The sequence below is a fragment of the Sporosarcina quadrami genome, assembly GCF_014836615.1.
GTDB lineage: Bacteria > Bacillota > Bacilli > Bacillales_A > Planococcaceae > Sporosarcina > Sporosarcina quadrami.
Map to the genome: position 1 here is coordinate 62,195 of NZ_JACSQN010000010.1, position 26,657 is coordinate 88,851.

Genomic DNA, 26,657 nt, shown 5'->3' on the forward strand with positions numbered 1-26,657 from the left:
AATAATGAGCTCGGTATTTAAATTAGATATACGATTTTCGGGTTGTTTAAAGTTTTGCAAGTACTGGACTCGAGAAATTTGTTCCTGCTTTGAAAATAGAAGGTACCGAAACCGTTACGGTTCTAGTACCTTCTATTTTAGTGACAGAGCAATCTGCAATTTAATAAATTATTTTCCGCCCAACATATTGAACAATCCGCCTGCGATACTGCCTTCATCCCGCGATCCGCCACCTGGGGTTTGTGGAGCTGCTGCAAATACTCTGCTTGCGAGCCTTGAGAATGGCAATGATTGTATCCATACTTTACCTGGCCCGCGAAGCGTTGCGAAAAAGAGACCCTCTCCGCCAAATAATGCAGTTTTCACTCCTTTGACCATTTCGATATTATACTCAACGTCCTGTGTCATTGCGACAAGGCAACCTGTATCGACACGCAATGTCTCGCCTGGTGCAAGTGTCTTTTCAATAATCGTACCGCCGGCGTGTACGAAAGCCATGCCGTCGCCTTCAAGTTTCTGCATGATGAACCCTTCGCCGCCGAAAAAGCCGACACCCAATTTACGCTGAAATTCCACGCCGATCGAAACGCCTTTCGCTGCTGCTAGGAACGCGTCTTTTTGGCAAATGATTTTCCCTCTGTGCTCACTTAAGTCCATTGGAATAATCTTACCGGGATAGGGAGCGGCGAAAGAGGCATGTTTTTTGCCAGAACCGGTATTTGTGAACGTTGTCATGAACAGGCTTTCTCCTGTAATCAAACGTTTACCAGCGCCCATCAATTTCCCCATCAGTCCACCGCCTGAATTGCCGGCGCCGTCTCCGAAAATCGTTTCCATTTCGATGCCGTCTTCCATCATCATGAGCGAACCGGCTTCTGCGACCACGGTCTCCCCTGGATCGAGCTCTACTTCGACAAACTGCATATCATCGCCATGCAACTTAAAATCGATTTCATGGTTATTCATACATTGAAACCTCCTCAGATTTATATATGATTGTACGTTAGAATGGCATCGGAAGTTTCATTTACTTTGGCAAGTTTTGTTCGTTATGAATATATCTCACAAGTAACATCGAGATTTCAGTAGACCGGTAATAGAGCCGTGTTCCTTTGAACAATTGTTGGAAAGGTGATATGAGTGCATCCATGATGACCAGATTAGGGGTTTCTGACCGCATTTCAGCCAAAAAGAATTCCGTAAATTTTATTCCTTCTTCGGACTTCTCTTTCTTCACCATCGTCAGGAACTGTTCGAGCTTTTCAACAGCTTGTGAAGCGCAAAAAGGAGCGGTTTCAGTTTCTTCCATTAATGCAGATGAATAATTCTTACCGAGCAATGTATCTTCGTTCCTTATCATATCATCCATGATGGCATCTACGCGACGTATCGTGAAATGCACTAGGTCATCGATGTCGATTGTTTCAGCGGATGATGATTGGAAGTGGATGAGGTGCTGGATGACGCCTAGAATCATGACTGCACAATCAAGTACAAACGGTTCCGCTTCTTCTCCGTAGACATCTGCCAGTCGCGAAGTAAGCCAGTTTAACTCCATTAGATGGTGTTTTCTAACAAAACTCCTCAATTCGGCATCGCCAGAGTAGAAGACAGCTTCATAAATTGATAGTAGGTTATGTTCTCGATTCACACGCATTCGGATGAGAATTTGTTCTGCTAATATGTTTTTATCCCGTTTGTCTTTACCTTGCTGCATTTCATGCCTGCGAACAATTGACTCTTCGTGGGCAAACTCAAAAATGGCGATAAGGCATTCGTTTTTGGATGTGAAGTAATTATAGAAAGTCCCTTTAGATATTTGCGCTTCTTCTATGATGTCTTGGACGGATGTAGTTACAAAACCTTTTTTGATAAATAGTTTCTGTGCTGTCAGAAGGACATGCAATTTACGGTCGTTTATAAGAATCATCCTTTGGTAATGATATTTGGACTGTAAGTCTAATGATAATTCTACTCGTGAAATGTCTATACATCAACAAATTCATGTTTTTTTAAAATGTAACCGTTTTCTAATTTGATTGTTTTGGACTATCGGTATAAAATAGATTTTATGCTTTCTCAAAGCTGACTTACGTTTCGATACGAGCGGTTTACTTTTCGTTACGGGCGGTTTACTTTTCGATACGAGCGACTTACGTTTCGATACGGCTTTTACGTTTCGATACGAGCGGTTTACTTTTCGTTACGAGCGAGTTACTTTTCGATACGGGCGACTTACGTTTCGATACGGGCGGTTTACGTTTCGATACGAGCGACTTACTTTTCGATACGGCGCTTACGTTTCGATACGGGCACTTACGTTTCGATACGGGCGACTTACGTTTCGATACGGCGTTTACGTTTCGATACGGGCGACTTACGTTTCGATACGGCGTTTACGTTTCGTTACGAACGTCTTACGTTTCGATACGAAGCGTATATGCTATAAGTTGGCTCAGCACTGCAAAAAAATGGAGGTAGTATAAATGGATGAAATGGATATTAAGAAAATGCACGAAAAACCTCCTTATGGAATGATTGGGATATTGTTTTTCGGAGCATCCGTTGCAATCTTGAACAATACATTATTGAATATAGCTTTGCCTTCAATTATGACGGAGTTCTCCGTGAAGCCTTCACAGGTACAGTGGTTGACGACAGGATATATGCTAGTGAACGGAATCATGATTCCTGCTAGTGCGTTCTTCATACAGAAATTCACTAACCGGAAATTGTTTTTGACAGCGATGACGCTGTTCACAATCGGGACAGCAGTGGCAATCTATGCACCTAACTTTAACATGCTTATTGTTGCCCGGATGATTCAGGCGTCAGGTTCTGCCATGATGATGCCGTTATTGATGAACGTCATGCTCGTCGCTTTCCCGATTGAGAAACGCGGTGCGGCGATGGGGATGTTCGGATTAGTCATGTTCACGGCGCCTGCAATCGGCCCAACGTTGTCAGGTTGGATTGTTGAACATTATTCATGGCGAACACTTTTCGAAATCGTCTTGCCGTTTGGTATCTTGACGATTTTGCTGGCAATATTTAAACTTCGTAATATTACTCCGAACCGTGATGTTAAATTGGATGTCTTTTCGCTTATCCTATCAAGCATCGGTTTTGGCGGATTGCTTTATGGATTCAGTTCGGCGGGGGACAAAGGATGGGGCTCACCGCTTGTGTACGGAACTATTGGAATCGGTGCATTTTCACTGATCCTTTTCATTATTCGACAGTTGCTTATGAAGGACCCGCTTTTGGACTTCCGTATTTATAAGCATCCGATGTTTGCGCTTGCTTCAATTATCTCAATCGTTATGTCCGTTGCGATGTTTTCAGGTATGATCCTTACACCGTTATATGTGCAGAATGTCAGAGGGATTATGCCATTTGAGGCAGGGCTTCTTATGCTGCCAGGTGCAATTATAATGGGGGTAATGTCACCAATCACTGGCCGTATATTCGATAAATACGGTCCCAAGGCCATTTCAATCACGGGGCTCATCATTACGACAATCTCGACCTATTATTTAAGCAAATTAGAATTAACGACGGGCTATTATTCCTTAATGGCACTTTACACAGTGAGGATGTTCGGTATGTCGATGGTTATGATGCCTATCATGACGAATGGCTTAAACCAGTTGCCGATGCGTTCCAATCCGCATGGTACTGCTATGAACAATACACTCCAGCAAGTATCCGGAGCGATCGGTTCTGCTTTACTGTTGACGATAATGACGAAACGCATGGAAAGTACCGGAGCAGAACTTGCTCAAGGTGCAGCAGCTTCTAGTGCATTGGCTGCCGGCGGTGATGCAGCTGCGGGAATCAAGCAGGAAATCTATTTGAAATCGATGCTCGATGGTATCAATTATTCGTTTTTAATTTCTGCGTTCATTTCTGTGGCAGCATTGATCTTGGCATTGTTCGTCAAACGAGTCCGTCCACCGAAGTATGAAGAAGTGAAAAAGCAGGAGCAAGAGGAGATACCTGTAGGATCTATAAAATCTTTAGAAGAATAAATTCCGGAATGTAATCTCGTAAAGCAGTTAAACTGCTTTGCGGGATTTTTTATTTTATTCAGAGAAATAGAAGGGTTTAAGAGAGAAGATGTCGAAAAGAGTAGAGTGGAAGCGTTTTCAAAAAAGTATTTGAATTGGAAAGGGGATTTTTTCATGCAATTGAATAACTTTATCGGGGGATCTTGGCAAGACGCAGGAGGAGCAGATTATACGTCTGTAACAAATCCTGCTACTGGAGAAGAATTGGCACAAGTACGATTATCGACTAAATCTGACGTGGATCTAGCTGTTGAGGCTGCAAAGAAAGCGCAAAAAGGTTGGGCGCTTGTTCCGGCACCAAAACGGGCGGATTATTTATATGCAATTGGAAATTTAATGAAGGAAAAGAAAGAGCATCTTGCACAAGTGTTGACGAAAGAGATGGGGAAAGTCATCGAAGAAGGCCGCGGAGAAGTACAGGAAGGCATCGACATGGCTTTCTACATGGCTGGGGAAGGTCGTAGAATGTTCGGTGAGACGGTCCCTTCAGAGCTTCAAGACAAGTTTGCGATGAGCGTACGCGCACCGATCGGCGTCGTCGGCCTGATCACACCGTGGAACTTCCCAGTAGCGATTGCAACGTGGAAGTCGTTCCCGGCAATCGTTGCAGGCAATACATTCATCTGGAAACCGGCAACGGAAACGCCAATGATGGCGTATGAAATGGCGAAAATCTTTGAAGAAGTGGGCTTACCTGAAGGGGTTGCTAATATCGTATTCGGTTCGGGCTCGGAAGTCGGAACGGCGATGATTGAGCATCCTGACGTGCGAGTCATTTCATTCACAGGGTCAACTGAAACAGGACGTCATGTAGCGGAAACAGGCGGACGCCATCTAAAGAAAGTATCGCTTGAAATGGGAGGCAAGAACGCGGTTATCGTCATGGATGATGCAGATATCGATTTGGCAGTAGAGGGAATTCTCTGGAGCGCATTCGGGACTGCTGGACAACGATGCACTGCATGTAGCCGGGTCATAGTGCATAAAGATGTTAAAGGGGAATTGGAAGAGAAGTTGCTCGCTTCCATGAAGTACTTGACGATTGGAAACGGGTTGGACGAGTCCGTCAAAATCGGACCAGTCATAAACGCAAAATCCATTGAGAAAATCCAGAAATACGTAGGTATCGGGAAAGACGAGGGCGCTAAATTGTTAGCAGGAGGTAATGTGCTTAAGGACGGCGAACTTGCAAAAGGTCATTATTTCGAACCGACATTATTCACCGATGTAAAGTGGGATAGTCGTCTTGCGCAAGAAGAGATTTTCGGACCGGTTGTTTCATTGATTGAAGTCGGAAGTTTAGATGAGGCAATCGAAGTGAATAACAGTGTCATTTTCGGTCTGTCGAGCTCCATTTTCTCGAAAGACGTAAATACGATCTTCCGTGCGCAGCGTGATCTGGATACAGGGATCGTCTATGTGAACGCCGGAACGACGGGTGCTGAAATCCATCTTCCGTTCGGAGGAACGAAGGGTACTGGGAACGGTCACAGGGATTCAGGCGTTGCCGCACTCGATGTGTTCACAGAGTGGAAGAGTATTTACGTAGATTACAGCGGCAAATTGCAACGGGCGCAAATCGACAACTCATAAGTGAATTAACAGCCAGAGGGAATCTTATTGGAATGGAGATGTTCATATGAAAGTGGTAGTACTTGGGGCAGGCCTGATGGGGAAAGAAGCAGTACGGGATCTTGTGAAAAGTGATGATGTAACAAAAGTATATCTGGCAGACTTGAATACAATACCTGCAGAGGATTTTGCGGAACAACTAATGTCCGACAAGCTCGATATTTTGTGGTTGGATGCATCAAACGATTTGCAATTACAGGAAGTGATGGCACTCGGGGATGTTGTCATCAATGCTTTGTTCTATACATTCAATGAAAAAGTGGCGAAAATCGCAGTCGATATAGGTGTCCACTCCATCGATCTTGGTGGACATATCGGAGGTGCGACAGATGCTGTGCTGGAACTAGCTGAAAAAGCGGAAGCAAAAGGAGTGACCATCATTCCTGATCTCGGTGTAGCGCCTGGAATGATTAATATTCTTGCGGGCTATGGTGCTAGTAAGTTAGATAAAGTCGATAGTATTAAATTGTATGTCGGCGGTATTCCAGTCAAACCGGAGCTTCCGCTTAATTATAATGTTGTTTTCTCGCTGGAAGGAGTTTTCGATCATTATACGGATCCGTCGCATGTCATTCGCGACGGGGAGTTGAAGGAAATTCCTTCATTATCTGAAGTGGAAACGATTCACTTTGATAAATACGGTGACTTGGAAGCATTCCACACATCTGGTGGGACATCGACTTTGACGAAAACGTTTAAAGGTATTCAGACATTAGAGTATAAAACGATTCGCTATCCAGGACATGCGGAGAAATTCCAGTTGCTTGTGGATTTAGGATTGCTATCGCGTGATAACGAAGTGACGGTTAATGGTCAATCGGTTAAAGTGCGTGACGTCATGCGTGAGCAATTGTCACCTCAACTTCGATTGGGCGATAAATCCGATGCTGTTCTCCTGCGTGTCATTGTAAGCGGAGAAGCGCACGGCATGCCTGCGACATATGAATATAATCTTGTGACAGAAAAGGATTTATCTGTGAATGAAACGGCGATGGCGCGGGCGACAGCAAATACGATTTCAGTTGTGGCGCAGATGATCGGTAACGGCACAATTACTAAACGAGGCGTCCATCCTCCTGAAACGATTGTTCCTGGTGATCTCTATATGGAAGAGATGAAAAAACGCGGTGTCATAATCGAAGAAACAGTGAAAACGCAAGAGGCGCACGTATGATTCGAGAAGCGAAAGGGGTCGGAGACGGTGAATTTTGATTTTACAGATGAACAGAAAATGTTACGCAAAACAGCGAGGCAATTTGTAGATGACGAAATCATGCCGCATATCCAGCAATGGGATGCGGAGGGCGGTTTTGATCAAGGAATTTGGAAGAAACTTGCGGACCTCGGCTTCATGGGTGTCTGTATTCCCGAGCAATATGGCGGGAGTGGCATGGATTATAATTCATTGGCCATTCTTTGCGAAGAATTGGAACGTGGCGATACGGCGTTCCGTACTGCCGTTTCTGTGCATATTGGATTAAATTCGATGTCTTTGTTGCAATGGGGGACGGAAGAACAGAAGCAGAAGTTTTTAGTGCCGCAAGCTAAAGGTGAAAAAGTGGGCGCATTCGGTCTTACTGAACCTGGTGCCGGTTCCGATGTTGCGGCCATGTCGACGACTGCCGTACGTGACGGTGATGATTTCGTCATTAACGGCCAAAAGACGTGGATCTCTTTATGTGATATTGCGGACTACTTCTTAGTGTTTGCCTATACAGACAAATCGAAAAAACATCATGGCATCAGCGCGTTCATTGTCGATCGAAATACGCCAGGCTTTTCGTCAAAAGCGATCAAAGGGAAATACGGTATCCGTGCAGGGAATACGGGCGAACTGTTTTTCGAAGATATGCGCGTGCCTGCAGCGAATATGCTCGGTGAAGAAGGCGAAGGATTCAAAATTGCGATGGCTTCGCTCGATAACGGCCGTTTCACAGTGGCGGCGGGTGCAGTCGGCTTAATCATGGCGAGTCTTGAAGAAAGCGTGAAATATTGCCATGCCCGCGAAACGTTCGGCAAACCGATCGGCAAGCATCAGCTCGTCCAGCAAATGCTAGCCAATATGGAAGCTGGCTATCAGATGAGCCGTTTGCTTGTCTATCGTGCGGGAGAATTGAAGAATAAAGGTGTCCGGAACACACGTGAGACATCTCTCGCGAAGTGGCAGGCATGTGATTTTGCGAATAAAGCAGCAGATGATGCATTTCAAATTCATGGGGCTTACGGCTATTCGGACGAATATCCGGTTGCCCGCTTCCTGCGCAATTCGAAAGCGCCTGTAATATACGAAGGAACACGTGAAATCCATACGATTATGCAAGCGGAATACGTATTGGGTTACCGTGAAGACAAAAAACTGACGCATATGCTGCCGGAATGGCCGTTTGACTGAATAAAAAATGCTAAGAGGGATAATCCTTCTTGGCATTTTTACATAATTGGCTTATGAAACGTCTTGAAATCCTTCAATAGTAGTTGTAAATATAGTGGGTTTGTATATAATCGGAGTAAAATACACTACACTCATACTAATCGGAGGATATTATGTACAGACTGACAGCTAGTTTCGCGAAGTTTATTTTTTTCTTTGTTGCTAAAATTGAATTGAAGGATATGCACAAATTACCTGCAGAAGGCGGTTACATCATTACGTGTTCACACCGCGGGTGGCTTGAAATCATTGCACTTGGCATTTCGTTGCCGAAACCGATCCATTTCATGGCGAAGAAAGAGCTTTTCTCTAATAAACTGATCGCCTCCTTCCTTACGAGCATTAAAGCGTTTCCGGTGGATCGTGAAAACCCATCACCAAGCAGTATCAAGACTCCTGTGAAGTTGTTGAGATCAGGTGAAGTCGTTGGCATTTTTCCGAGCGGGACGAGGTCGTCGGAAGACACTCCTGTAAAACGCGGTGCGGTGACGATTGCGAATTTATCTAAAGTGCCGATCGTCCCTGTTACATATGTCGGGCCGGCCAGTTTTAAGGAAGCTTTAAAAAATCGGAAAGCGGTCATCACTATCGGTGATCCGTTCATTGTTGATACAAAAGATAAGGAAGCGTTGCAATTCTATTCGGAGAAACTAGGCAGCGAAATCAATCCTGCTTGACGTGCGACATTTCTATGAAAAGACAGTCTACTCATTAAAGGAGCGGTGATGCTTGTGAAGAAGATAATTGCGACTCTCGCGGGAGCGGGACTGCTCATGGTGGTGGCCGGTTGTGGAACTAGTCAGGAAAACGGGAATCTCGCCATTGCAGAAGCGGTGGATTTCGGAACGACAGACTATGAACGCATTGTTGCGCCGACGAATGACCTTGCCTATGAACTGCTTGATAAAATCGAAACGGATGACGACGGCAACGTCTTCTTCTCACCGACAAGTTTGTGGATGGCGCTTGCAATCGTGTATAACGGAGCGGACGGTGAGACGAAAACGGAAATGGCCGAAGCAATGCAAGCACAAGGTATTGACGTTTCTGATATGAATAAAGCCAATGCTTCACTTATGACGGCGTTGAACAAAGACAGCGACGATATCCAGCTCACTATTGCTAACTCCATCTGGTTGAATAATGACTTCAATTTACAGAAAGACTTCGCCAAGAGGACAGAGGATTATTTTAATGCAGAAACGCAGCAAATCGATATTTCAAGTAGCGATGCATCGAAAAAGATCAATGACTGGGTGAAGAAGGCCACAAATAGCAAAATCGATAAAATGGTCGACAATCCTCTTGATTCGGACTTTGTTGGACTTGTACTGAATGCGATCTACTTCAAAGGGGACTGGACATATCCCTTTGACAAGAAACTTACGGAAAAACGTACTTTCCATTTGGAGAACGGCACTGAAAAAGTCGTACCATTTATGAAGTTGCAACGGAAGTTTTACTATATGGCCGGTAATGGTTTTCAAGCAGTCAAACTGACGTACGCGGATGATGAAATGAGCATGACTGTTGTGTTGCCGGATGAAAACATCGGCATGAAAGACTTCAAGAGCACGCTTTCAGCTGAGAACTGGGAACTGTTCCAGACGGATTTTAATGAAAGTGAAGGGACGGTTTTATTACCTAAATTTAAAATGGAGTACGAAACAGAACTCAATGGTGCACTTGAAGCGCTCGGAATGACAAGTGCATTCACAGAGAATGCCGATTTCAGTCATATGGTCGAAGGAGATGCCAATCTCTTTATCTCCACCGTGAAACAGAAAACGTATATCAATGTGAATGAAAAGGGTACGGAAGCGGCTGCTGTTACCGGTGTGCAGGTAGATATGGCATCAGCACCAGCTGACGGGCCTTTCCATATGGAGATGGACCGCCCGTTTTTCCTAATGATCACCGATGAAGAGACAGGTGTTGTGTTGTTTGTCGGGTATATTGCGAATCCACAATGAAACTTAAAATTGCAGTCACTTAGTAATTGTGATACAATATTCTTACTATTATTGAACGGAGGTGAGGAATGGATGTTGGACGCTGTGTATGCACGTGAGAGACTATTGGAATATTTAGCCACTTCATGTGCGATTACTCATGAAATTACGCTTAAAGGGATACGTATGCCCTTTTTAGTCAATTTCAGTAAACACACAGCTGTTTAGCAAAACATTCCTCGCGAATCTTTTAGGGGGAAGGCTGCTTAAACGCAGTCTTTTTTTTGTGCTTCCAGCTGTGAAAACAGAACGAGAGGAAGCGGAATTCATGATTTGTACAATCCAACAAATAAGCAAAATGTTAGGCGGCAACACCATCTTTGAAAATCTATCATTGGATATTAAATCCGGTGACAAATTAGGCATTGTAGGGCGGAATGGTAGCGGGAAAACGACATTATTCAAACTTATTGCTGGTGTCGAGCCACCGGATGCTGGTCAGATTCATTATAAAAAGGGGACTACTATCGGTTATTTATCCCAAATTCCTTCATTCGAAAAAACGACGTCAGGTTATGATGTCCTGAAAAGCGCATTCGCTGAACTTGTAACGATTCAACAGCAACTGGCTGAACTTGAATTGAAATTATTGGATGCTGAAGATGAAAATTTGGAACGTCTTCTCCTTCAATATGGACAACTGCAAGATGAATTCGTTCGACGGGATGGTTATTCAATGGATTCGGAAATTGAAAAGGTCATTAATGGACTCCAATTACGATTGTTTGTAGAAAGAGACTTCAGAGATATGAGTGGCGGAGAACAGACGAAAGTGATGCTTGGCAAACTCTTATTGACACAACCTGATTTACTTCTCTTGGATGAACCGACAAACCATTTGGATCTATTCGCCGTTGAATGGCTTGAAGAATTTCTCGCAGACTACGCAGGCACCGTTGTTATCATTTCGCATGACCGTTATTTTCTAGATCATGTTGTGAAGAAGGTCGCTGATCTTGAAGAGGGGGAACTTCATCTTTATATTGGAAATTACAGTTCTTTCATTCAAGAAAAAGAAGAACGTCTTCTTCGTGAGTTTCAAGATTATGAGGAACAACAAAAGAAGATTAAGAAGATGAAAGAAGCGATCAAAAGACTTAGAATCTGGGCAAACGAGGCAAATCCACCGAATGCAGGCTTGCATAGACAAGCAAGAAATATGGAGCGGGCATTAGAACGGATAGAAAAGATTCGTAAACCACTACTCGCCCCTAAGAAAATGGGTTTAACATTTGAATCGGCACAGAGAAGCGGCAAGGAAGTCGTCATCATTCAAGGTGCAAGAAAGTATTTCGGAGAAAAAGAGCTGCTAAGCGAAGCAGATTTACTTATCTATTGGAAGGATAGGACTGCGATTGTCGGTAGGAATGGAAGTGGAAAGTCAACAATCCTGAAAATGCTAATTGGCCAATTAAATCCGGATAGTGGAGTCTGTAAGCTGGGCAGTAATGTAAAAGTTGGCTTCCTATCACAACATTTTGAGATGAGTGACCCGAAGGAACGACTCATCGATACCTTTCGTGAAGAGGTAAATATGGAAGAAGGCGAATCAAGACATGTCTTGGCGAAATTCATGTTTTATGGACCCGACGTTTTCAAGCGGGTCGGGGATTTGAGTGGCGGTGAACGGATGCGATTGAGACTTGCTCAACTTATGCATCAGGACGTGAACTTGTTGGTGTTGGACGAACCGACAAATCACTTGGATATAGAATCTCGTGAAGTGTTGGAAGATGCATTGGAAGACTTTTCAGGAACGATTCTCGCAGTCTCACATGATCGGTACTTTTTGAATAAATTATTCACCCGCACTGCTTGGTTGGAAGATGGGGAAATTACGATGTTCGAGGGCTCATTTGATTGGGCTAGAACAAAATGGCATGAACTGCAGCAACCGAAAGTAGTCTTGCAACCTCAGAAACCGATTCCTGTGAAAAAACCAAAGGCTAAAGAAGAAATTGTGGAGGATAGAGAGGGAGAAATTGAAAAACTTGAATTACGGATTCATCAATTGGAGCAGGCCCTTTTGAAAGAAGGCGATTGGGAAAGTTATGAATTGGGCATGAAGAACTTATATGAGATGAAAACGAGTCTGGATGCTTACTATGAAATGTGGATGAGTGAGTCTGAGTAATTAAATTCATTATAGAAAAATGTTAGTGTGTGCGTGTGAAATACGTATGCACTAACATTTTTGTTTATGTAAGCTTTGATATACTAGCAACAATTCGGCAACAACTTTTTGGTAGAATAAAGAAAAGTTTAACTAGAAAAAGAGGGAACGGTATTATGTTGAAAGACCAAGTTATCTTAATTATCGAGGATGAAGAATCGATTTTGGATATCCTCTCCTATTCTATACGCAAGGAAGGATTCCGTGTACATACTGCTACAACAGGTAAAGAAGGACTCCGCTTGTTCGACGCTTATGGACCGGATGCAGTCATTTTGGATCTAATGCTACCTGATTACAGTGGTTTTGATATTTGTAAAAAACTGATGAACACAAGTACTGTTCCGATAATGATGTTGACTGCTCGTGATGATATTGTCGATAAGGTACTAGGCCTTGAACTTGGTGCAGATGATTATATGACAAAACCTTTTGACATTAGGGAAGTCATTGCTAGAATCAAGGCACTGCTACGCCGTCGCGGAAATTCTTCATCGATCTATTTATCAATTAACGAAAGCATTCGAATCGACCCTCGTTCACATACAGTTTTCAAAGGAGATGAAACGATTGCTTTCAAACCGAAAGAATATGAATTACTGTTATTGTTCGCTCAGAATAAGAATCGAGTGTTTTCCCGTGAAGAAATTCTCGATACTGTTTGGGATTACGATTATGAGGGCGATTTACGAACGGTAGATGTCCATGTACAACGAATTAGGAAGAAATTAGACGACCTTGGACGGAATTCCATCATCGAGACAGTGTTCGGAGTAGGTTATAAGATGAGGGGTGACAGATAATTGCAGTGGACAATTCGAAAAAAATTTCTCTTCGGCTTTTTCCTATTATTTTCGATTACATCTATTTTAGTTTATCAAGTCATGAAGGCTTCGTTAGAAGATAATAGTACAACGATGATACGAAGTGAATTGACGAAACTTCAACATACGACGAGAGAACATGTGAAGCAATTTGCCCTGCTACATCCGCCGAATGATGATTTACTGAAGGAATATGACTTTGCGATTGCACAAGAATTACGTAAATTACATAAACAAGGAGTTGCATTGTATGATCTGGAAGGTCGGCTGTTATATGAAACAGTTCCACTCGAACAACCCTTATTAGTTAAGTATGGTATGAACACAACAACGAATGAAGAAGAGATAAGTCCTGAATTGGTTCAAGCACTTAAAGGGAAGTCATCCTATACAAGAGTGGATTACACTGAAGGAACGCTTATCTATTTTGCATATCCATTATATATTCAAGACCAATTGTATGGGGTTCTCAAATTTACAGGCGATTATACGGAGTTATTTGCTCATAATGAAAAAGTATTACATAATTTAGCAATTTGGTCGCTTGTATTATTTGCAGGGGTATTTTTAATTTCATTCTTACTGACGAGCCAAATGATTAGGCCGTTACTTCAGTTGACAAAGGCGACAAAACAAATCGCTGCCGGCGATTATGAAATAGATGTAAATGTAAAAACCGGTGATGAAATTGAAGAACTGACGAAGAGTTTCAATGAAATGCAAAAGAAGATTAAAGAGCATATTTCGTTGATAGAAATGGAAAAAGAAAAGGTTGTGCAATTGGAGAAAAGTAGAACTTCTTTTTTCAACAATGTAACACATGAATTAAAAACACCACTTGCAGTGATTTCAGGCTATTCTCAAATAATTGGTGAAAAGGACTTTGAGGATACTGAATTTTTAAGGAAAGCCGCAAATAAAATCAGATTGGAAAGTGATCGCTTAAATGCAATGGTTATTGAACTAATCGAGTTGTCAAAAGACCAAGCTTCAACGGTATTAAAAGAAATGGGTCCAGTCGACTTACTCTCATTGGTAACATTAACTTGCGAAGATATGAATATTAAAGCCTGTAAAAGGCAAATGGAATTTGAAATAGTCGGTCATGGATTCTTCACTCATGGAAACAAGGACGAATTGAGACAAGTATTCATCAATGTTTTGGACAATGCGATTAAATATGGTGATGAGCAGGAAACGATTCTTATTGCTATTAAGAAGTCGACAATAACAGTATGTAATAAGTGCGCTCCAGTCCCAGCATCCATAATTGCGAACGCTTTTGAGCCATTTATCCATACAAGTGGAAAAGGGAGTAGTGGGTTAGGTTTATATATTTGTAAACAAATCATCACTCGTCATAATGGGACAATTTCCTTTCATTATGAAAATGGACTGGCTAATCTTTCAATTAAACTTCCTCTTTGGCAACAAAACGGCAATAACTGCTGAGAAGTTGGCAATATCATCTGTGTATTCTAAGACTGTACACAAAAAAGGAGGATATGATCATGAATCGAAAATTGAAAGTGCTTGCACTAATGGCACTAGCAACCACACTTACGGCTGGTTGCTCATTACAAGGAAATGCGCAATCTGGAAAGAATATTGTGATTGAAGAAGACGTCCAGTTGGAAAGTGCATTGTCTGATAGTAGTTTAGAAGTTCAGCGTTTGAATGATATTGTAATAGAAGACGACATTCCCAATACAGGATTTTACCAAGGGGATGGAGGGGAAAATATCTTCTATAAAGAAAATGGAGAACTGAATCATTATAAAATAAGTACAAAAGAGAAAAGGAAAATCGTTGAGGGAGATAACATTATAGTTTCTAAAAATGGCGAAAAGGCAATGACACTTTCCTCTAAAGGAAAAGAAGCTGTAGTTCATAATTTAATAAACGGAAAAATAGATAAAATCGACATTGAATCACCTTGGGATACTTTTTTTATTGATGAAGAAGGGAATGAAATTGCGTCATTCGATATTAATGAAAACAAACTGCAAATTATAAAAGTTGATTCAAAAGAAACAAGGGAATGGAATATAAGCGAGTTTGATACTTATTCACTAACCTCTACAATAAAAGTGGAGGATGATTATTACATTTCAGCACGTTCAAAAGCAGACGGATTATATGGTGTTTTTAAACTATCAGAGAATCATGCTGTTGAGAAGGTGTTCAGTGCTCAAGATAAGGAAGACCAAATCTCAACATTCCACATCTTGAAGAACAACAACATCATTTTTGAAGCCATGTCCAAAGAGCAAAGTGGAATCTATCTTTTTAATCAAGAGAATAATGAAGTTCAACAACTTATAGCGGGTGGGAAAGATAGTGAAGGAATCTGGATACCGACCTACATCCTATCTCCAGACGAATCTAAAATTATGTTTGATACACCTGTGAAATTCGAGGGGAAGTATAAAACGAATGTATATATGGGAGAAATCATTGATGGGAAACTGGCAAATACAGTTAGGATATTAGAGAATGCAAATTTATATGCAGTTATATCAATAAGCGGTCATTGGAGTGAGGATTCAAAGACAGCTTATATAGTAACCCCAAGAGAAAACAGTGAATATGTAGGAGCTCTAGCAGTTTTTCAAGTAAAATAATAAATTGCATCAACCAAGCGGATTATATTATATAAGGAACACCGATTTCAACAAAGCTTCTAAATTGAAGACAAGAGAAGGGGAATTTTATATCACCTTCTCTTGTTTTATTGGAAGGATACCTATAATAGATTGTTAATATAAATAAAGTCCTTGTCACTGAATATTAGTTTTGTTATTAATGCTAATTACTAGGTTAATGATTAGCCATACAACTTGAATTATTAATGGTATAGTAAATGCAATTAACAAAACTATAATTGCCGCTAATTTTGCAACAGGCGTTTGGGTAACACCTGCGCCATCAACTTCTCTTAACCACAGTGCAACTGTACCTACTGTAAAAGTGGCAATCCAAAAAATATTTGCAAACCACCAAAAGAGCCATTGCTTTTTCATATTTTCACTCCTCCTGTCACACTACATCAATCATTATTTATTTTTATCTTACCGTGCGAACGGATTTCTGTTAATGATCCTAAGTTTTAATTTAAGCTAGGGCTTGAGATGTATAAAACTCTGTTGTTTTCTTTACTCTCACAATAAACTACTTTACAACTTAGCTTGTTTATTGAAATATACTCATAATAATTACTATTTGGTTAGTTAGCCGCAAATCAATTACTAGCCACAGCCTTCTAAATGGTTGTCGCCAACTTGAAGAAAAGACTTGCAAAAGTTGATGACCAAGTGTAATATAATGACTAGTTGACCGAAAGTGTATTTTGGTCATAACGACTTGAAGAGGTGAGGAAGTGGATCGTAGACAGGAAATAATGGAAGCTGCCGCTAAATCATTTTCGTTATTCGGTTATAAAGCGACGACGATGGATCAGGTGGCGAAAATTGCGAATGTCGGTAAAGGTACCATATATACATTCTTTTCGAATAAAGAGGAATTGTTCAATGCGATTGTTCTGAAGATGATCGAAGAAATGCGTGCAGTTTCAGAATCCGCGATGGTTGAAGGTGCGTCATTTGAACAAAATGCCCATACGTTGCTCATTCAAATGTTGAAGTTTCGAAAGACACATTTATTGTATGCGAAGTTGATCGATGAAGAAAAAGAGTTACGTACACCTGCTGTCATCGAGGTATTAGCTGAAATTGAAGGAGAGATCGTCTCCTATATAAAAGCGAAAATCGAACGAGCAATTGCAAAAGGTGAATTAAAACAATGTGACAGTGAACTCGTTGCATATCTTCTATTCAAGGCCTACATGGCGCTAGTCGTCGATTGGGGAAAAACACATAATGGAGAACTGTCTGAAGAACGGATTGCGGGATTATTAGGTGGAACAATTTTCACAAGTCTCTTAGCTTGAGACTCTTTTTTTATTCAAGACTGACCGCTTGATGGTTTCGGTCAGTCGGTACTAATGGAGGAATGACAGATGAAAAAGTCGATGATAGGTGCTGAATGGAAACAGCTTCTGCGGACTCGGAAAATGCTTGTGCCGATGATTGCGATACTGTTTATCCCGGTTTTATATGCAGGTATGTTCTTATGGGCGTTTTGGGATCCATATGCGAATATGGATGCACTACCTGTTGCGGTCGTCAATTCGGATGAAGGGGCAGAGTTGGACGGAAAAAAACTTGCCATCGGGGATGAATTGATCGACAAGTTGGAGGAAAGTAAGAACTTCAACTTTCAAGTAGTATCCAAGGTGGATGCGGAGAAAGGCTTGAAAAATCAAGATTACTATATCGCGATTGAAATACCGGAGAACTTTTCGCAACATGCAACTACATTGCTGGATGAAAACCCAGAGAAGTTGACGATGATTTATAAGCCGAACGAAGGATACAATTTCTTATCCGCTCAAATCGGTGAAACGGCAATGGAACGTATACGGGCTGAAGTGAATGAAAAGGTTGCTTCTACGTATGCTGAGCAAATGTTCGATTCGATTGCGATGATGGGCGACGGTTTCGGCGAAGCGGCTGACGGCGCAGGTGAATTGCATGAAGGTGCGAGCAAGCTTTCAGATGGCGCGAACGATTTGAAAGGGTATTTGGAAACATTGGCTTCAAGCACGATTACGTTGAAAGATGGTTCGGACCGGTTGGCTAAGGGTACGAATGATGCTGCAAAAGGTGCTGCTGATTTGAACGAAGGAATTGGCACGCTAGCATCTGGTGCGAAAGAACTTCACAATGGTGCTAATAAAGCATCAGCGGGAGCTTCTGATTTGCAGGCGGGTATTGCGAATTATACCGCTGCGGTTGAAAAATTGAAAAATAGCTATGCGCAAATCGGTCAGAAAGAGACGGAGTTTGGGCAAGCAGTAGGTACAATAAATGAAAAGACCGGTGCATTGAATGGAGCGGCTCAAAAACTGACTGAGGGTTCGAAAAATGTAAATGCCGGTATTACGGGGCTTTCTGAACAGTTGGCACCAATCTTGGCTTCATTGCCAGAAGAACAGCAAGCTGCTTTAAAAGGTGCGCTTGGCCAATTGCAACAAGGAAGTGCTGAGCTGTCGGGTGGCATGCAGGAACTTTCATCTGGGACTGCGGCGCTTCATGAAGGCACGGCGCAATTGAAAGGTGCGGCCGGTCAATTGAGTGAAGCACATGGACAGGCGTTGGCGGGCCTTGACCAGTTGAACGGTTCATCCAGTCAATTAAAGGATGGGGCTGAATCGCTTACGCAAGGAAATGGTGCATTGGCTCAAGGGCTAGGCCAACTTTCCGACGGTGCAACTAAAGCGCAGGCAGGTTCATCAAGCCTAGTCGCCGGTTTGAATGAATTGAATGCAGGAACGGGTACGTTGAAAGAGGGCACTGGAACATTGGCTTCCAAGTCTAAAGAACTAGCAGACGGTTCAAAAACATTGACGGATGGCATGAAGGAATTGAACGAAGGAACGCTCACTTTGCAGGAGAAACTTACGGAAGCAAATGAGACAGCGAGTGAAGTGAATCCGACTGAGAAAACATACGGAATGGCGGCAGCTCCAGTTAATGTTGATAAAGAGGAGATTAACAAAGTACCGAACTATGGAACAGGTTTTGCTCCGTATTTCCTTTCATTAGGATTGTTCGTTGGTGCGTTATTGTTATCTATTGTCTTCCCACTAGTTGAACCGGCTATTAGACCAACCGGCGCGTTCAGATGGATGGCAAGTAAAGTGTCTGTCTTGACAATTGTTGGTATTGTCCAAGCTTTAGTCGCTGTAGTTGTCATTAAATATGGACTTGGCATGGAAACAGTTAATACGCCACTATTCATTTTGACGGCGATTATTACGAGTTTTACGTTCATCGCGATTGTTCAGATGCTCGTATCGATTCTCGGAGATCCGGGCCGATTCGTGGCAATCCTCATTCTGATCTTGCAATTGACGACGAGTGCAGGGACTTTCCCGTTGGAATTAATCCCTGAGCCGCTTCAGATATTTAATGTATTGTTACCAATGACATATTCTGTGCAGGCGTTTAAAGCGTCGATTTCAACAGGTGATTTTGCGCATCTATGGGCGAATAATGGTGTGTTGATCGGCTTTACCGTTGCATGTCTAGCGATAACTTTTGGGTATTTTGCATTGGTGTTCAAGAAACGCTATTCTGCTCAAACAGTAGAAGCGTAAGAAAGAGCGATCCACGGGTGAGATTCCGTTGGATCGCTTTTTTGGTTTGATGGTGTGTGGGGATGGAGTGGTTAGCGCTCGTAAACAGGGCAAGTGCGCCCATAAAATGGGGACACGCGCCCGTAAACTCGGTGCACGCGCCCATAAAATCGGGTTGTGCGCTCGAATAATGGGAACTGCGCCCGTAAGCAATGCTGCCGCGCCCATAAATCACCCTCGCTCGCCCGAATACCGACACTCCGCGCCCGATGAAACCTACAAATCGCCTATCTTCATGTCAAAACCAAGATTAATTTGTCAAAAGCATTCTGCGCGACATGGTGAGAGGTGAAATTTAGTAAGTTGCCGCGGTTGATTGAGTGACTTGGGGTCAGAAAGCTCAAGTTACTCCGAGAGCGGCTCAATACAAGTGGGCAACCGCTCAATGGGAGTGGAGAATCGCTCAATAAGAGTGGGGAACCGCTCAATACGAGTGTAGAACCGCTCAATGCGAGTGGGGAACCGCTCAATACGAGCGCTACACCGCTCAATGCGATCCGCAATCTCACTTAACAGACCACGTCAAGATCCAACATAATCCCCGCCATCAACATGAATCGTCTGGCCGGTCATGTAGCTTGCGTCGCTCGAAGCGAGGAAGACATAAGCCGGTGCGTTTTCGGCTGGTTGGCCACGGCGTTTGACGGGTGTGTCGTTGCCGTGATCTGCGACTTGTTTGGCGTTAAAGGTCGCTGGGATAAGTGGTGTCCAGATTGGTCCGGGTGCTACCGCATTTACGCGGATGCCTTTTTCCGCAAGGTTCAATGCGAGTGAGCGTGTGAATGTCGTAATAGCGCCTTTCGTTGCAGAGTAGTCAAGCAGACCGGGCGAGCCATTGTACGCTGTAACAGAAGATGTATTGATGATAGAGTCGCCTTCTGTCATATGCGCAACGGCCGCTTTAGACAAATAAAACAGACCAAAGAAGTTTGTATCAAACGTTTCACGAAGCTGATCGCCCGAAATGTTGGCGATGTCGTCTTGCGGAAATTGCTTGCCGGCATTATTAACAAGAATGTTCAGGCTGCCAAATTCACTAATGACATCGTCAATCAATTTTTCACAGTTTTCTTCATCGCTTATATCAATGCGGATCTGTTTTGCCTTCCCACCGTATTTCTTAATGAGTTCAACGGTTTTACTCGCATCGACGTCCTCTTCTTCATCCAAGTAGGCTATCGCGACATTCGCTCCTTCTTTTGCGAAAGCAACGGCAACCGCCCGGCCGATTCCGCTATCACCACCAGTAATCAATGCGTTTTTCCCTTGTAGTTTTCCGGAGCCCTTATATTTTTCGTCATCATAAATTGGCGGAGGGTCCATCTCCGCTTCTACACCAGGTTGGTGAGATTGTGTTTGGGGTTCCACTTGCTCGTCGATTTTTTCATATTTATCTTCATGCTGATTCTTGTCCATTGTCCTACTCCTCCTCAAATCATCAGTTAAACTAGAGTATTCCCTTGTCAAAATTTCAGTAAACATGAATTACTCTATCAAAAAAGCCAACCAATTCATCGGGTGGGACAAGACTACCGGGTTCAAATCGAAATGATTTCCAACCCCTTTCCGTTATAATGAAATGGAAAGGGGTTTTGTGTCTTGAAAACATTATTACTGACGGGGTTTGAACCGTTTCTGAAGTATCCGGTCAATCCGACGATGAAAATTGCTGAGGAACTCCATGGTATGGAAATTGGCGGTTATACAATCCACAGCGAAATCCTTCCGGTTGAATTCAGTGTATCCGGAAATCGGTTGGTAGAGCATATGGAGGCTATTAAACCTGACGCTGTACTGTCACTCGGTCTGTCGGGTGGTAGATTCAAGATTACGCCTGAGCGGATTGCCATTAATGTGAGCGACGGTCCTGCTGATAATACAGGACATGCACCAGTTGACGAGTCGATTATGAATGACGGTGCGGACGGGTACTTCACAAATATGCCAATCCGTAAAATGGTCGACGCTGTGAAAAAGGCAGGATTACCAGCAGCGATTTCCAATACAGCAGGCGCTTATCTGTGCAACAACGTCATGTACCGCGCGTTGCATCATGCACAGCAACAACATGGTATGCTTGCAGGATTCATTCATATACCCGCTTCACATGATCTTGCTGTTGAGCATGGGAAAGTTCCGAGCTGGTCACATGAAGATCTGAAACGGGGAATTATAGCCTGCATCGAAGTTTTAGGGGAATAAAATGAAAAACGCCAAGAGAGTCGTGATGCTCCCTTGGCGTTTTGCTCTGTTGAGGTAAAAATCGGAGTCGTCATTAAGACGCTCCGATTTTTAATTTGGATTAAAAGAAATACAAACCAAAACTGACGACGATTCCGCTTAAAATGAGCACGAATACGCAATAGCCCATAATATCCTTTGCGCGCAAACCTGCAATTGCAAGTGCCGGCAAAGCCCAGAACGGTTGGATCATATTCGTCCAAGCATCACCCCATGCAATCGCCATCGCTGTTTTGGAATAGCTGACACCGAGCGTTTGCGCGGCTTCAAGCATGATAGGTGCTTGAACGGCCCATTGACCACCGCCAGACGGGACGAAGAAGTTGACCAGACCAGCCGCAAAGAATGTGAATACCGGGAACGTCGCTTCTGTTGATATGCTGACGAACCATTCAGACATGACGCCGGCAAGTCCTGACGCAACCATCATACCCATGATTCCAGCGTAGAATGGGAACTGAATGATAATTCCACCCGCAGTTTTCACGGCATTCGCAACCGCTGCAAGGAAACGCTTCGGTGTTCCATGGAAAATGATGCCCATGATGAAGAATATCAAGTTGACAATATTTAAATTCAAATCGAATCCTTTTGAAGCAAAGTGCTGCACAAGGTATACGAGTCCTAGAGCTCCGATCAGCATGGAAAGGATATAGCTATTCTCCAATCTTGTTGCAGGTGTAAGCATCTCTTCCTGTTCCACTTCAATCTTCTCTTCCAACAATTTCGGGTCAATTGAAACCGTGTCTGCCGGTTTAGGCATCATGAAGCGGTTCAACAACGGTACAGTAATAAATAAAATAGCAATAATGACGAGGTTGTACGTTGAAAAAATCGTTTCAGATGTCGGTACGACACCCATGATTCCCGAAAACGGGTGATCTGCAGTTGCGATAGACAATGGAATCGATCCCCCGAGTCCGCCATGCCAAATGATGAAACCGGAATAAGCGCTTGCGATCAGTAAGCGGTAATCGACTGTAGTCACTTTCTTGGCGATTTCTTTGGCGAATAAAGCACCGATGACCAGACCGAAACCCCAGTTGATCCAACAAGCAATCAGTGATACGACTGTTACTAGCAGAATTGCAGATCCTGGTGATTTCGCCAAGCTTGCCATTGAACTTAGTAGCTTTTTGAACACCGGGCTGCTTGCGAGCACATGCCCTGCCACTAAAACAATGACCATCTGCATTGTGAAGGCCAAAAGCCCCCAGAAACCGTCTCCCCAGTGAACGACCATATCTAGTGGACTGGAATCGGTGAAACCAAGCCCCAGCAAGAATACGATCAACGTAAGGATGGCAACAAATATGTACGGATCCGGCAAATAACGCTCCATAACTGTATTCGACCATCGTGTGAGAGTCTTCATACTATCTTCCCCCTTTTTAGTTGTCCCACTCTATTAGACTATCATATTCATTCCACATAGGAAAAATGTTTTTTGAAAAGTGAAACGGAAATAGATTTAAAGAGTCTACTACTTAAAGAGAATGAACAGAAAGGATGTAACGATTGATGCGAAAACCATTTATTTGGCTCATTGCTTCCATTGTCTTAGTCATACTCGCGTTAACATTTGCTTTTTCCATTAATAAAGTAACGATTGCAGCTGCAGCAACTGCACTTGGCGATAAAGGGTGGAGTGCGGATTTTTCGGAAAACCTGGCGATGGATTCCATTCAACAAGGCCATGTTTATGTCACTGATCAAAACGGAGAAAAAGTGAATCCAGAACTTCAATTCCAAATGGGTAATAAAAAGTTGAAAGTGGATGGCTTGCAGCCTGGCAGTTATATATTGCATGTCGATAAAAAGGCGTTTAATCGAAAGGGCTATAACGTCTTGGAAAAAGACAAAATTGAGTTCACGGTCTATGAGACGATTGAGTCCGTTAAAACAGAAGCTGATTTGACTGCGTACTTCGAAAATGCGAAAAACATGCAGTACATTTTTCATGGTGGAATGGAAGCAGAGGAAGAATCGGCATCCATGGACGCTGCTAAGTCGTCTTCGGCTTCAGGAAGCGCAGACCACTCAACAACGAATGTCCAAGTGGAAGGTGTCGATGAATCCGATATCGTGAAAACAGACGGCAACTACATGTACACGATTTCAGACAACCAACAAGTCCAGATTGTCGACGTTCGCAACCCGCAGTCGATGAAAATTGCATCTGTGTTAAAGAAGGATGAAAATTACTATCCTTCTCAGCTATTTCTTCAAGATAACCTGTTAATTGTCATTGGCGATAAAATGTTTCCTTTTGAACAAAAAAAGGAACTGTCGAAAAAAATGCTGCCAATCAATAATATGACGACAGTCCGAATCTATAACGTTGAAGATCGAGCAAATCCAAAACTCATGAGAGAAGTTGGGGCAGAGGGGTATTTGAACAATGCTAGAAAAGCGGATAACATCATGTACCTCATTACGAATGTATATCCCGATATCTGGATGAAGGGTGAGATTGAAGGAGACGTTCTCCGGCCGGTCGTTTTTGATTCGACTGATGAAAAGACGAGCAAGTACATGGATTTACAAGACATTGCTATACTGCCAGGTGCGACAGAGCCAACGTATACGGTCATTACAGCTATCGATTTAACGAAACCCGTCGAAAGTCGACTTGAAACAAAAGGATTTCTCGGTAGCAGTGCCCAGCTCTATATGAATAAAGATCACCTGTATTTGACAGCGCCGAAATACGACATGGACTTTTCTGATCGCGGTTCAAAGGCTATCATCTGGAATCCGACGAATATGTTTACACAGTTTTTTAAGTTCAAATTGGATGGTGCCTCAGTGGATTACCTCAGTACAACTGAATTGAAAGGAACTGTTTTAAACCAATTCTCGATGGATGAATACAACGGCCACTTCCGCGTTGTCATGACAGAAGGGAATATGTGGGATGAAACGAATCCATCCCAAAACCATCTCTATATTTTGGATGGAGACATGAAATTGAAAGGTTCTGTCGAAGGACTTGCAAAAGGAGAGCGCATCTACTCCGCACGATTCATGGGAGACAAAGCGTATATGGTGACGTTTAGGGAGACAGATCCACTTTTCGTCATCGATGTGGCCGATCCATCCAAACCAGAAGTACTTGGTGAACTGAAAATACCTGGTTTTTCAAACTATTTGCATCCGCTTGGCGACAACCACCTCATCGGATTTGGCTATGACACTGTAGCAAAAAAGAACCCTTCAGGTGGAGACCCATTAATCATTACTAAAGGAATGAAAATTTCCCTTTTTGACGTCACTGATTTCCATAATCCGAAAGAACAAGACACGGAAATTATCGGCGGCCAAGGAACCTATTCGCAAATTCAGTACGACCATAAAGCATTATTCCAACACCATTCACGAAACCTTTTCGGATTCCCGATTAACGTCTATGGAGAAAGCGAGAAAGAATTTGAAGTCAACTTCAAAGGGGCAGGCGCACTTGTTTACGAAATCACCGCTGAAAAAGGAATCGTCCTAAAAGGCGACCTCGTAAAAGACAAAGCCCCAGGCCAGCAATACGAAGAATGGGAAAAAGAAGTTCAGCGCATCATCTACAGTGGTGACAATCTCTATACAATCGCAAGAAACGGAATTAGCAGCTATGAACTAGATAGTTTTCAAGAAATAAGTACACTACGATTGAAGTAAATGAAAAACGGAGCTGCCGTATAGCTCCGTTTTTTGTTTTTTTTCACGCACTCCTCTAAAATAAAGGAAAAAGCCGATGGAAGCGGGGGATACATAATGACCGATAAAGAACTAGCCATTGACTGCTGTTTACTCGCCGGCAGGCTCATGATGGAAGCAGGCGCAGAAACGTACCGCGTCGAAGATACAATGGAACGAATGGCTAAAACGCAGGAATTGACCGCCGTCGAAAGCTTCGTCACGCCGACCGGTATCATCCTATCACCAGGTAGCCCCCATCATACAAAACTGATCCGTATTAAAAATCGATCAACGGATCTTGAAAAAATCGCGCTCGTTAACAGCGTATCTCGCAAACTGTCCGAAGGGGAATACACACTTGACGAAGCATATGAACGGCTCATTGCTATCAAAAATGCGAATGTCATGTTTCCCTTCTGGCTGCAACTTCTTGCTGCAAGCGTCGCAAGCGGCTGTTTCCTCATACTGTATAGCGGAATGTGGTCAGACATTGTTACTGCGTTCGTTGCGGGCGGTGCCGGTTACCTTACTGTAACAGCAGTCCATGAACTGACAAAAGTGAAATTCTTTGCTGAATTCCTGGCAGCTTTGACCGTGGCGCTTGTCGCATTCTTTGCCGTCCAGACAAACCTCGGGACTGAACTTGATAAAATCATTATCGGCGGTGTCATGCCGCTCGTTCCAGGCTTACTCATCACGAATGCTGTTCGGGACCTGATGGCGGGGCATTTCATGTCAGGGCTGTCAAAAGGGGCGGAAGCATTCTTGACTGCTTTTGCAATCGGGGCGGGTGTCGCACTCGTCTTGTCATTTTGAAAGAGGTGGTTTAAATGGACTGGATCATGCAGGCGGTTCTCAGTTTTCTTGCGGCGATCGGTTTTGGCATCATTTTTAATGCGCCCCGCAAAATGTTATTTTACTGCGGGTTTGTAGGAAGTGCGGGATGGATGGTATATAGTCTGTTCGAAACGATATCTGAAGATGCAGTGCAAGCATCGTTCCTTGGTGCTTTTGTCGTTGCGCTGTTTGCACATCTATTTGCAAAGCGATTCAAGACACCGATGATTATTTTCAGTGTCGCTGGCATCATTCCACTCGTTCCGGGCGGTACAGCGTATAATGCAATGCGGCATTTTGTTGAAAATGATAATTTGACTGCGATATCATATGCGACGAAAGCGTTTATGGTATCCGGTGCAATTGCTATGGGTCTTGTATTTGCGGAGGTTTTCATACAACTAATCTTCAGGTCGCGATTCAAAAAAAGAAAGGTCCGGCAATTATAACGAAGTAAAAAGGAGCATCCCTAATTGGCGGATGCTCCT

At 43.1% G+C, this 26,657-nt stretch carries 22 protein-coding genes; 17 read left to right on the top strand and 5 right to left on the bottom strand.

The window, feature by feature from the left end:
* Positions 1–168 precede the first annotated feature (168 nt).
* Positions 169–966, bottom strand: a complete 798-nt coding sequence (locus H9649_RS11855; protein WP_191695109.1) for a TIGR00266 family protein — start codon at positions 964–966, stop codon at positions 169–171.
* 61 nt (positions 967–1,027) lie between these two features.
* A complete protein-coding gene (locus tag H9649_RS11860) occupies positions 1,028–1,930 on the bottom strand; it encodes a TetR/AcrR family transcriptional regulator (protein ID WP_191695110.1) in 903 nt (300 codons plus the stop codon).
* A 565-nt stretch (positions 1,931–2,495) separates the two neighbouring features.
* On the opposite strand from H9649_RS11860, the gene H9649_RS11865 reads away from it, so the two are divergent.
* From H9649_RS11865 to H9649_RS11910, 11 genes are all read left to right on the top strand, one after another.
* Positions 2,496–4,031 carry a DHA2 family efflux MFS transporter permease subunit gene (locus tag H9649_RS11865; RefSeq protein WP_191695194.1) on the top strand — a complete coding sequence of 512 codons (1,536 nt, stop codon included), beginning with the start codon at positions 2,496–2,498 and terminating at the stop codon, positions 4,029–4,031.
* A gap of 153 nt (positions 4,032–4,184) precedes the next feature.
* Positions 4,185–5,663 (top strand): aldehyde dehydrogenase family protein, encoded by a 1,479-nt coding sequence (locus H9649_RS11870; protein WP_191695111.1) that lies wholly within the window; start codon positions 4,185–4,187, stop codon positions 5,661–5,663.
* 46 nt (positions 5,664–5,709) lie between these two features.
* Complete coding sequence (locus tag H9649_RS11875; protein ID WP_191695112.1) at positions 5,710–6,876, top strand: saccharopine dehydrogenase family protein; 1,167 nt, start codon at positions 5,710–5,712, stop codon at positions 6,874–6,876.
* 27 nt (positions 6,877–6,903) lie between these two features.
* Positions 6,904–8,094: an acyl-CoA dehydrogenase family protein gene (locus tag H9649_RS11880; RefSeq protein ID WP_191695113.1), complete on the top strand. Its 1,191-nt coding sequence runs from the start codon at positions 6,904–6,906 to the stop codon at positions 8,092–8,094.
* Between the two features lie 152 nt (positions 8,095–8,246).
* Entirely contained in the window at positions 8,247–8,810 is a 564-nt protein-coding gene (locus H9649_RS11885; protein WP_191695114.1) for a lysophospholipid acyltransferase family protein, read from the top strand.
* Between the two features lie 54 nt (positions 8,811–8,864).
* Positions 8,865–10,106: a serpin family protein gene (locus tag H9649_RS11890; protein WP_191695115.1), complete on the top strand. Its 1,242-nt coding sequence runs from the start codon at positions 8,865–8,867 to the stop codon at positions 10,104–10,106.
* Positions 10,107–10,178: 72 nt separating this feature from the next.
* Positions 10,179–10,313, top strand: a complete 135-nt coding sequence (locus H9649_RS18055; RefSeq protein WP_318241684.1) for an RAxF-45 family protein — start codon at positions 10,179–10,181, stop codon at positions 10,311–10,313.
* Positions 10,314–10,413: 100 nt separating this feature from the next.
* Positions 10,414–12,279: a ribosomal protection-like ABC-F family protein gene (gene abc-f / locus H9649_RS11895; protein ID WP_191695116.1), complete on the top strand. Its 1,866-nt coding sequence runs from the start codon at positions 10,414–10,416 to the stop codon at positions 12,277–12,279.
* 155 nt (positions 12,280–12,434) lie between these two features.
* The gene (locus H9649_RS11900) at positions 12,435–13,121 is read left to right on the top strand and encodes a response regulator transcription factor (protein ID WP_191695117.1); all 687 of its coding nucleotides are present in this window, start codon (positions 12,435–12,437) and stop codon (positions 13,119–13,121) included.
* The gene (locus H9649_RS11905) at positions 13,122–14,594 is read left to right on the top strand and encodes a sensor histidine kinase (RefSeq protein ID WP_191695118.1); all 1,473 of its coding nucleotides are present in this window, start codon (positions 13,122–13,124) and stop codon (positions 14,592–14,594) included.
* 59 nt (positions 14,595–14,653) lie between these two features.
* On the top strand, positions 14,654–15,766 hold the full coding sequence (locus H9649_RS11910) for a hypothetical protein (RefSeq protein ID WP_191695119.1): 1,113 nt from the start codon (positions 14,654–14,656) through the stop codon (positions 15,764–15,766).
* A 156-nt stretch (positions 15,767–15,922) separates the two neighbouring features.
* On the opposite strand, the gene H9649_RS11915 is transcribed toward H9649_RS11910, so the two are convergent.
* Positions 15,923–16,165 carry a DUF3923 family protein gene (locus tag H9649_RS11915; protein WP_191695120.1) on the bottom strand — a complete coding sequence of 81 codons (243 nt, stop codon included), beginning with the start codon at positions 16,163–16,165 and terminating at the stop codon, positions 15,923–15,925.
* Between the two features lie 356 nt (positions 16,166–16,521).
* On the opposite strand from H9649_RS11915, the gene H9649_RS11920 reads away from it, so the two are divergent.
* Both H9649_RS11920 and H9649_RS11925 read left to right on the top strand, forming a co-directional pair.
* Entirely contained in the window at positions 16,522–17,091 is a 570-nt protein-coding gene (locus H9649_RS11920; RefSeq protein WP_191695121.1) for a TetR/AcrR family transcriptional regulator, read from the top strand.
* Positions 17,092–17,160: 69 nt separating this feature from the next.
* On the top strand, positions 17,161–19,362 hold the full coding sequence (locus H9649_RS11925; RefSeq protein WP_225229841.1) for a YhgE/Pip domain-containing protein: 2,202 nt from the start codon (positions 17,161–17,163) through the stop codon (positions 19,360–19,362).
* A gap of 561 nt (positions 19,363–19,923) precedes the next feature.
* On the opposite strand, the gene H9649_RS11930 is transcribed toward H9649_RS11925, so the two are convergent.
* Positions 19,924–20,817: an SDR family oxidoreductase gene (locus H9649_RS11930; RefSeq protein ID WP_191695122.1), complete on the bottom strand. Its 894-nt coding sequence runs from the start codon at positions 20,815–20,817 to the stop codon at positions 19,924–19,926.
* Between the two features lie 183 nt (positions 20,818–21,000).
* Here H9649_RS11930 and pcp point away from each other — a divergent pair, with 183 nt between their 5' ends.
* Positions 21,001–21,603: a pyroglutamyl-peptidase I gene (gene pcp, locus H9649_RS11935; protein WP_191695123.1), complete on the top strand. Its 603-nt coding sequence runs from the start codon at positions 21,001–21,003 to the stop codon at positions 21,601–21,603.
* A gap of 100 nt (positions 21,604–21,703) precedes the next feature.
* Here the strand turns inward: pcp and H9649_RS11940 are convergent, their stop codons facing one another.
* The gene (locus tag H9649_RS11940) at positions 21,704–23,017 is read right to left on the bottom strand and encodes a short-chain fatty acid transporter (RefSeq protein ID WP_191695124.1); all 1,314 of its coding nucleotides are present in this window, start codon (positions 23,015–23,017) and stop codon (positions 21,704–21,706) included.
* Between the two features lie 146 nt (positions 23,018–23,163).
* Between H9649_RS11940 and H9649_RS11945 the strand changes: the two genes are divergently transcribed.
* From H9649_RS11945 to H9649_RS11955, 3 genes are all read left to right on the top strand, one after another.
* Entirely contained in the window at positions 23,164–25,311 is a 2,148-nt protein-coding gene (locus H9649_RS11945) for a beta-propeller domain-containing protein (RefSeq protein WP_191695125.1), read from the top strand.
* A 96-nt stretch (positions 25,312–25,407) separates the two neighbouring features.
* Positions 25,408–26,148, top strand: a complete 741-nt coding sequence (locus tag H9649_RS11950) for a threonine/serine exporter family protein (protein ID WP_191695126.1) — start codon at positions 25,408–25,410, stop codon at positions 26,146–26,148.
* Between the two features lie 14 nt (positions 26,149–26,162).
* Positions 26,163–26,618 (top strand): threonine/serine exporter family protein, encoded by a 456-nt coding sequence (locus H9649_RS11955; protein WP_191695127.1) that lies wholly within the window; start codon positions 26,163–26,165, stop codon positions 26,616–26,618.
* The last annotated feature ends 39 nt before the right edge of the window (positions 26,619–26,657 follow it).

Coding starts and splice junctions, on each gene's coding strand:
- H9649_RS11855 (WP_191695109.1), bottom strand. CDS start 966: ATGAATAACCATGAAATCGATTTTAAGTTGCATGGCGATGATATGCAG.
- H9649_RS11860 (WP_191695110.1), bottom strand. CDS start 1,930: ATGATTCTTATAAACGACCGTAAATTGCATGTCCTTCTGACAGCACAG.
- H9649_RS11865 (WP_191695194.1), top strand. CDS start 2,496: ATGGATATTAAGAAAATGCACGAAAAACCTCCTTATGGAATGATTGGG.
- H9649_RS11870 (WP_191695111.1), top strand. CDS start 4,185: ATGCAATTGAATAACTTTATCGGGGGATCTTGGCAAGACGCAGGAGGA.
- H9649_RS11875 (WP_191695112.1), top strand. CDS start 5,710: ATGAAAGTGGTAGTACTTGGGGCAGGCCTGATGGGGAAAGAAGCAGTA.
- H9649_RS11885 (WP_191695114.1), top strand. CDS start 8,247: ATGTACAGACTGACAGCTAGTTTCGCGAAGTTTATTTTTTTCTTTGTT.
- H9649_RS18055 (WP_318241684.1), top strand. CDS start 10,179: ATGTTGGACGCTGTGTATGCACGTGAGAGACTATTGGAATATTTAGCC.
- abc-f (WP_191695116.1), top strand. CDS start 10,414: ATGATTTGTACAATCCAACAAATAAGCAAAATGTTAGGCGGCAACACC.
- H9649_RS11900 (WP_191695117.1), top strand. CDS start 12,435: ATGTTGAAAGACCAAGTTATCTTAATTATCGAGGATGAAGAATCGATT.
- H9649_RS11910 (WP_191695119.1), top strand. CDS start 14,654: ATGAATCGAAAATTGAAAGTGCTTGCACTAATGGCACTAGCAACCACA.
- H9649_RS11915 (WP_191695120.1), bottom strand. CDS start 16,165: ATGAAAAAGCAATGGCTCTTTTGGTGGTTTGCAAATATTTTTTGGATT.
- H9649_RS11925 (WP_225229841.1), top strand. CDS start 17,161: ATGAAAAAGTCGATGATAGGTGCTGAATGGAAACAGCTTCTGCGGACT.
- H9649_RS11930 (WP_191695122.1), bottom strand. CDS start 20,817: ATGGACAAGAATCAGCATGAAGATAAATATGAAAAAATCGACGAGCAA.
- H9649_RS11940 (WP_191695124.1), bottom strand. CDS start 23,017: ATGAAGACTCTCACACGATGGTCGAATACAGTTATGGAGCGTTATTTG.
- H9649_RS11945 (WP_191695125.1), top strand. CDS start 23,164: ATGCGAAAACCATTTATTTGGCTCATTGCTTCCATTGTCTTAGTCATA.
- H9649_RS11950 (WP_191695126.1), top strand. CDS start 25,408: ATGACCGATAAAGAACTAGCCATTGACTGCTGTTTACTCGCCGGCAGG.
- H9649_RS11955 (WP_191695127.1), top strand. CDS start 26,163: ATGGACTGGATCATGCAGGCGGTTCTCAGTTTTCTTGCGGCGATCGGT.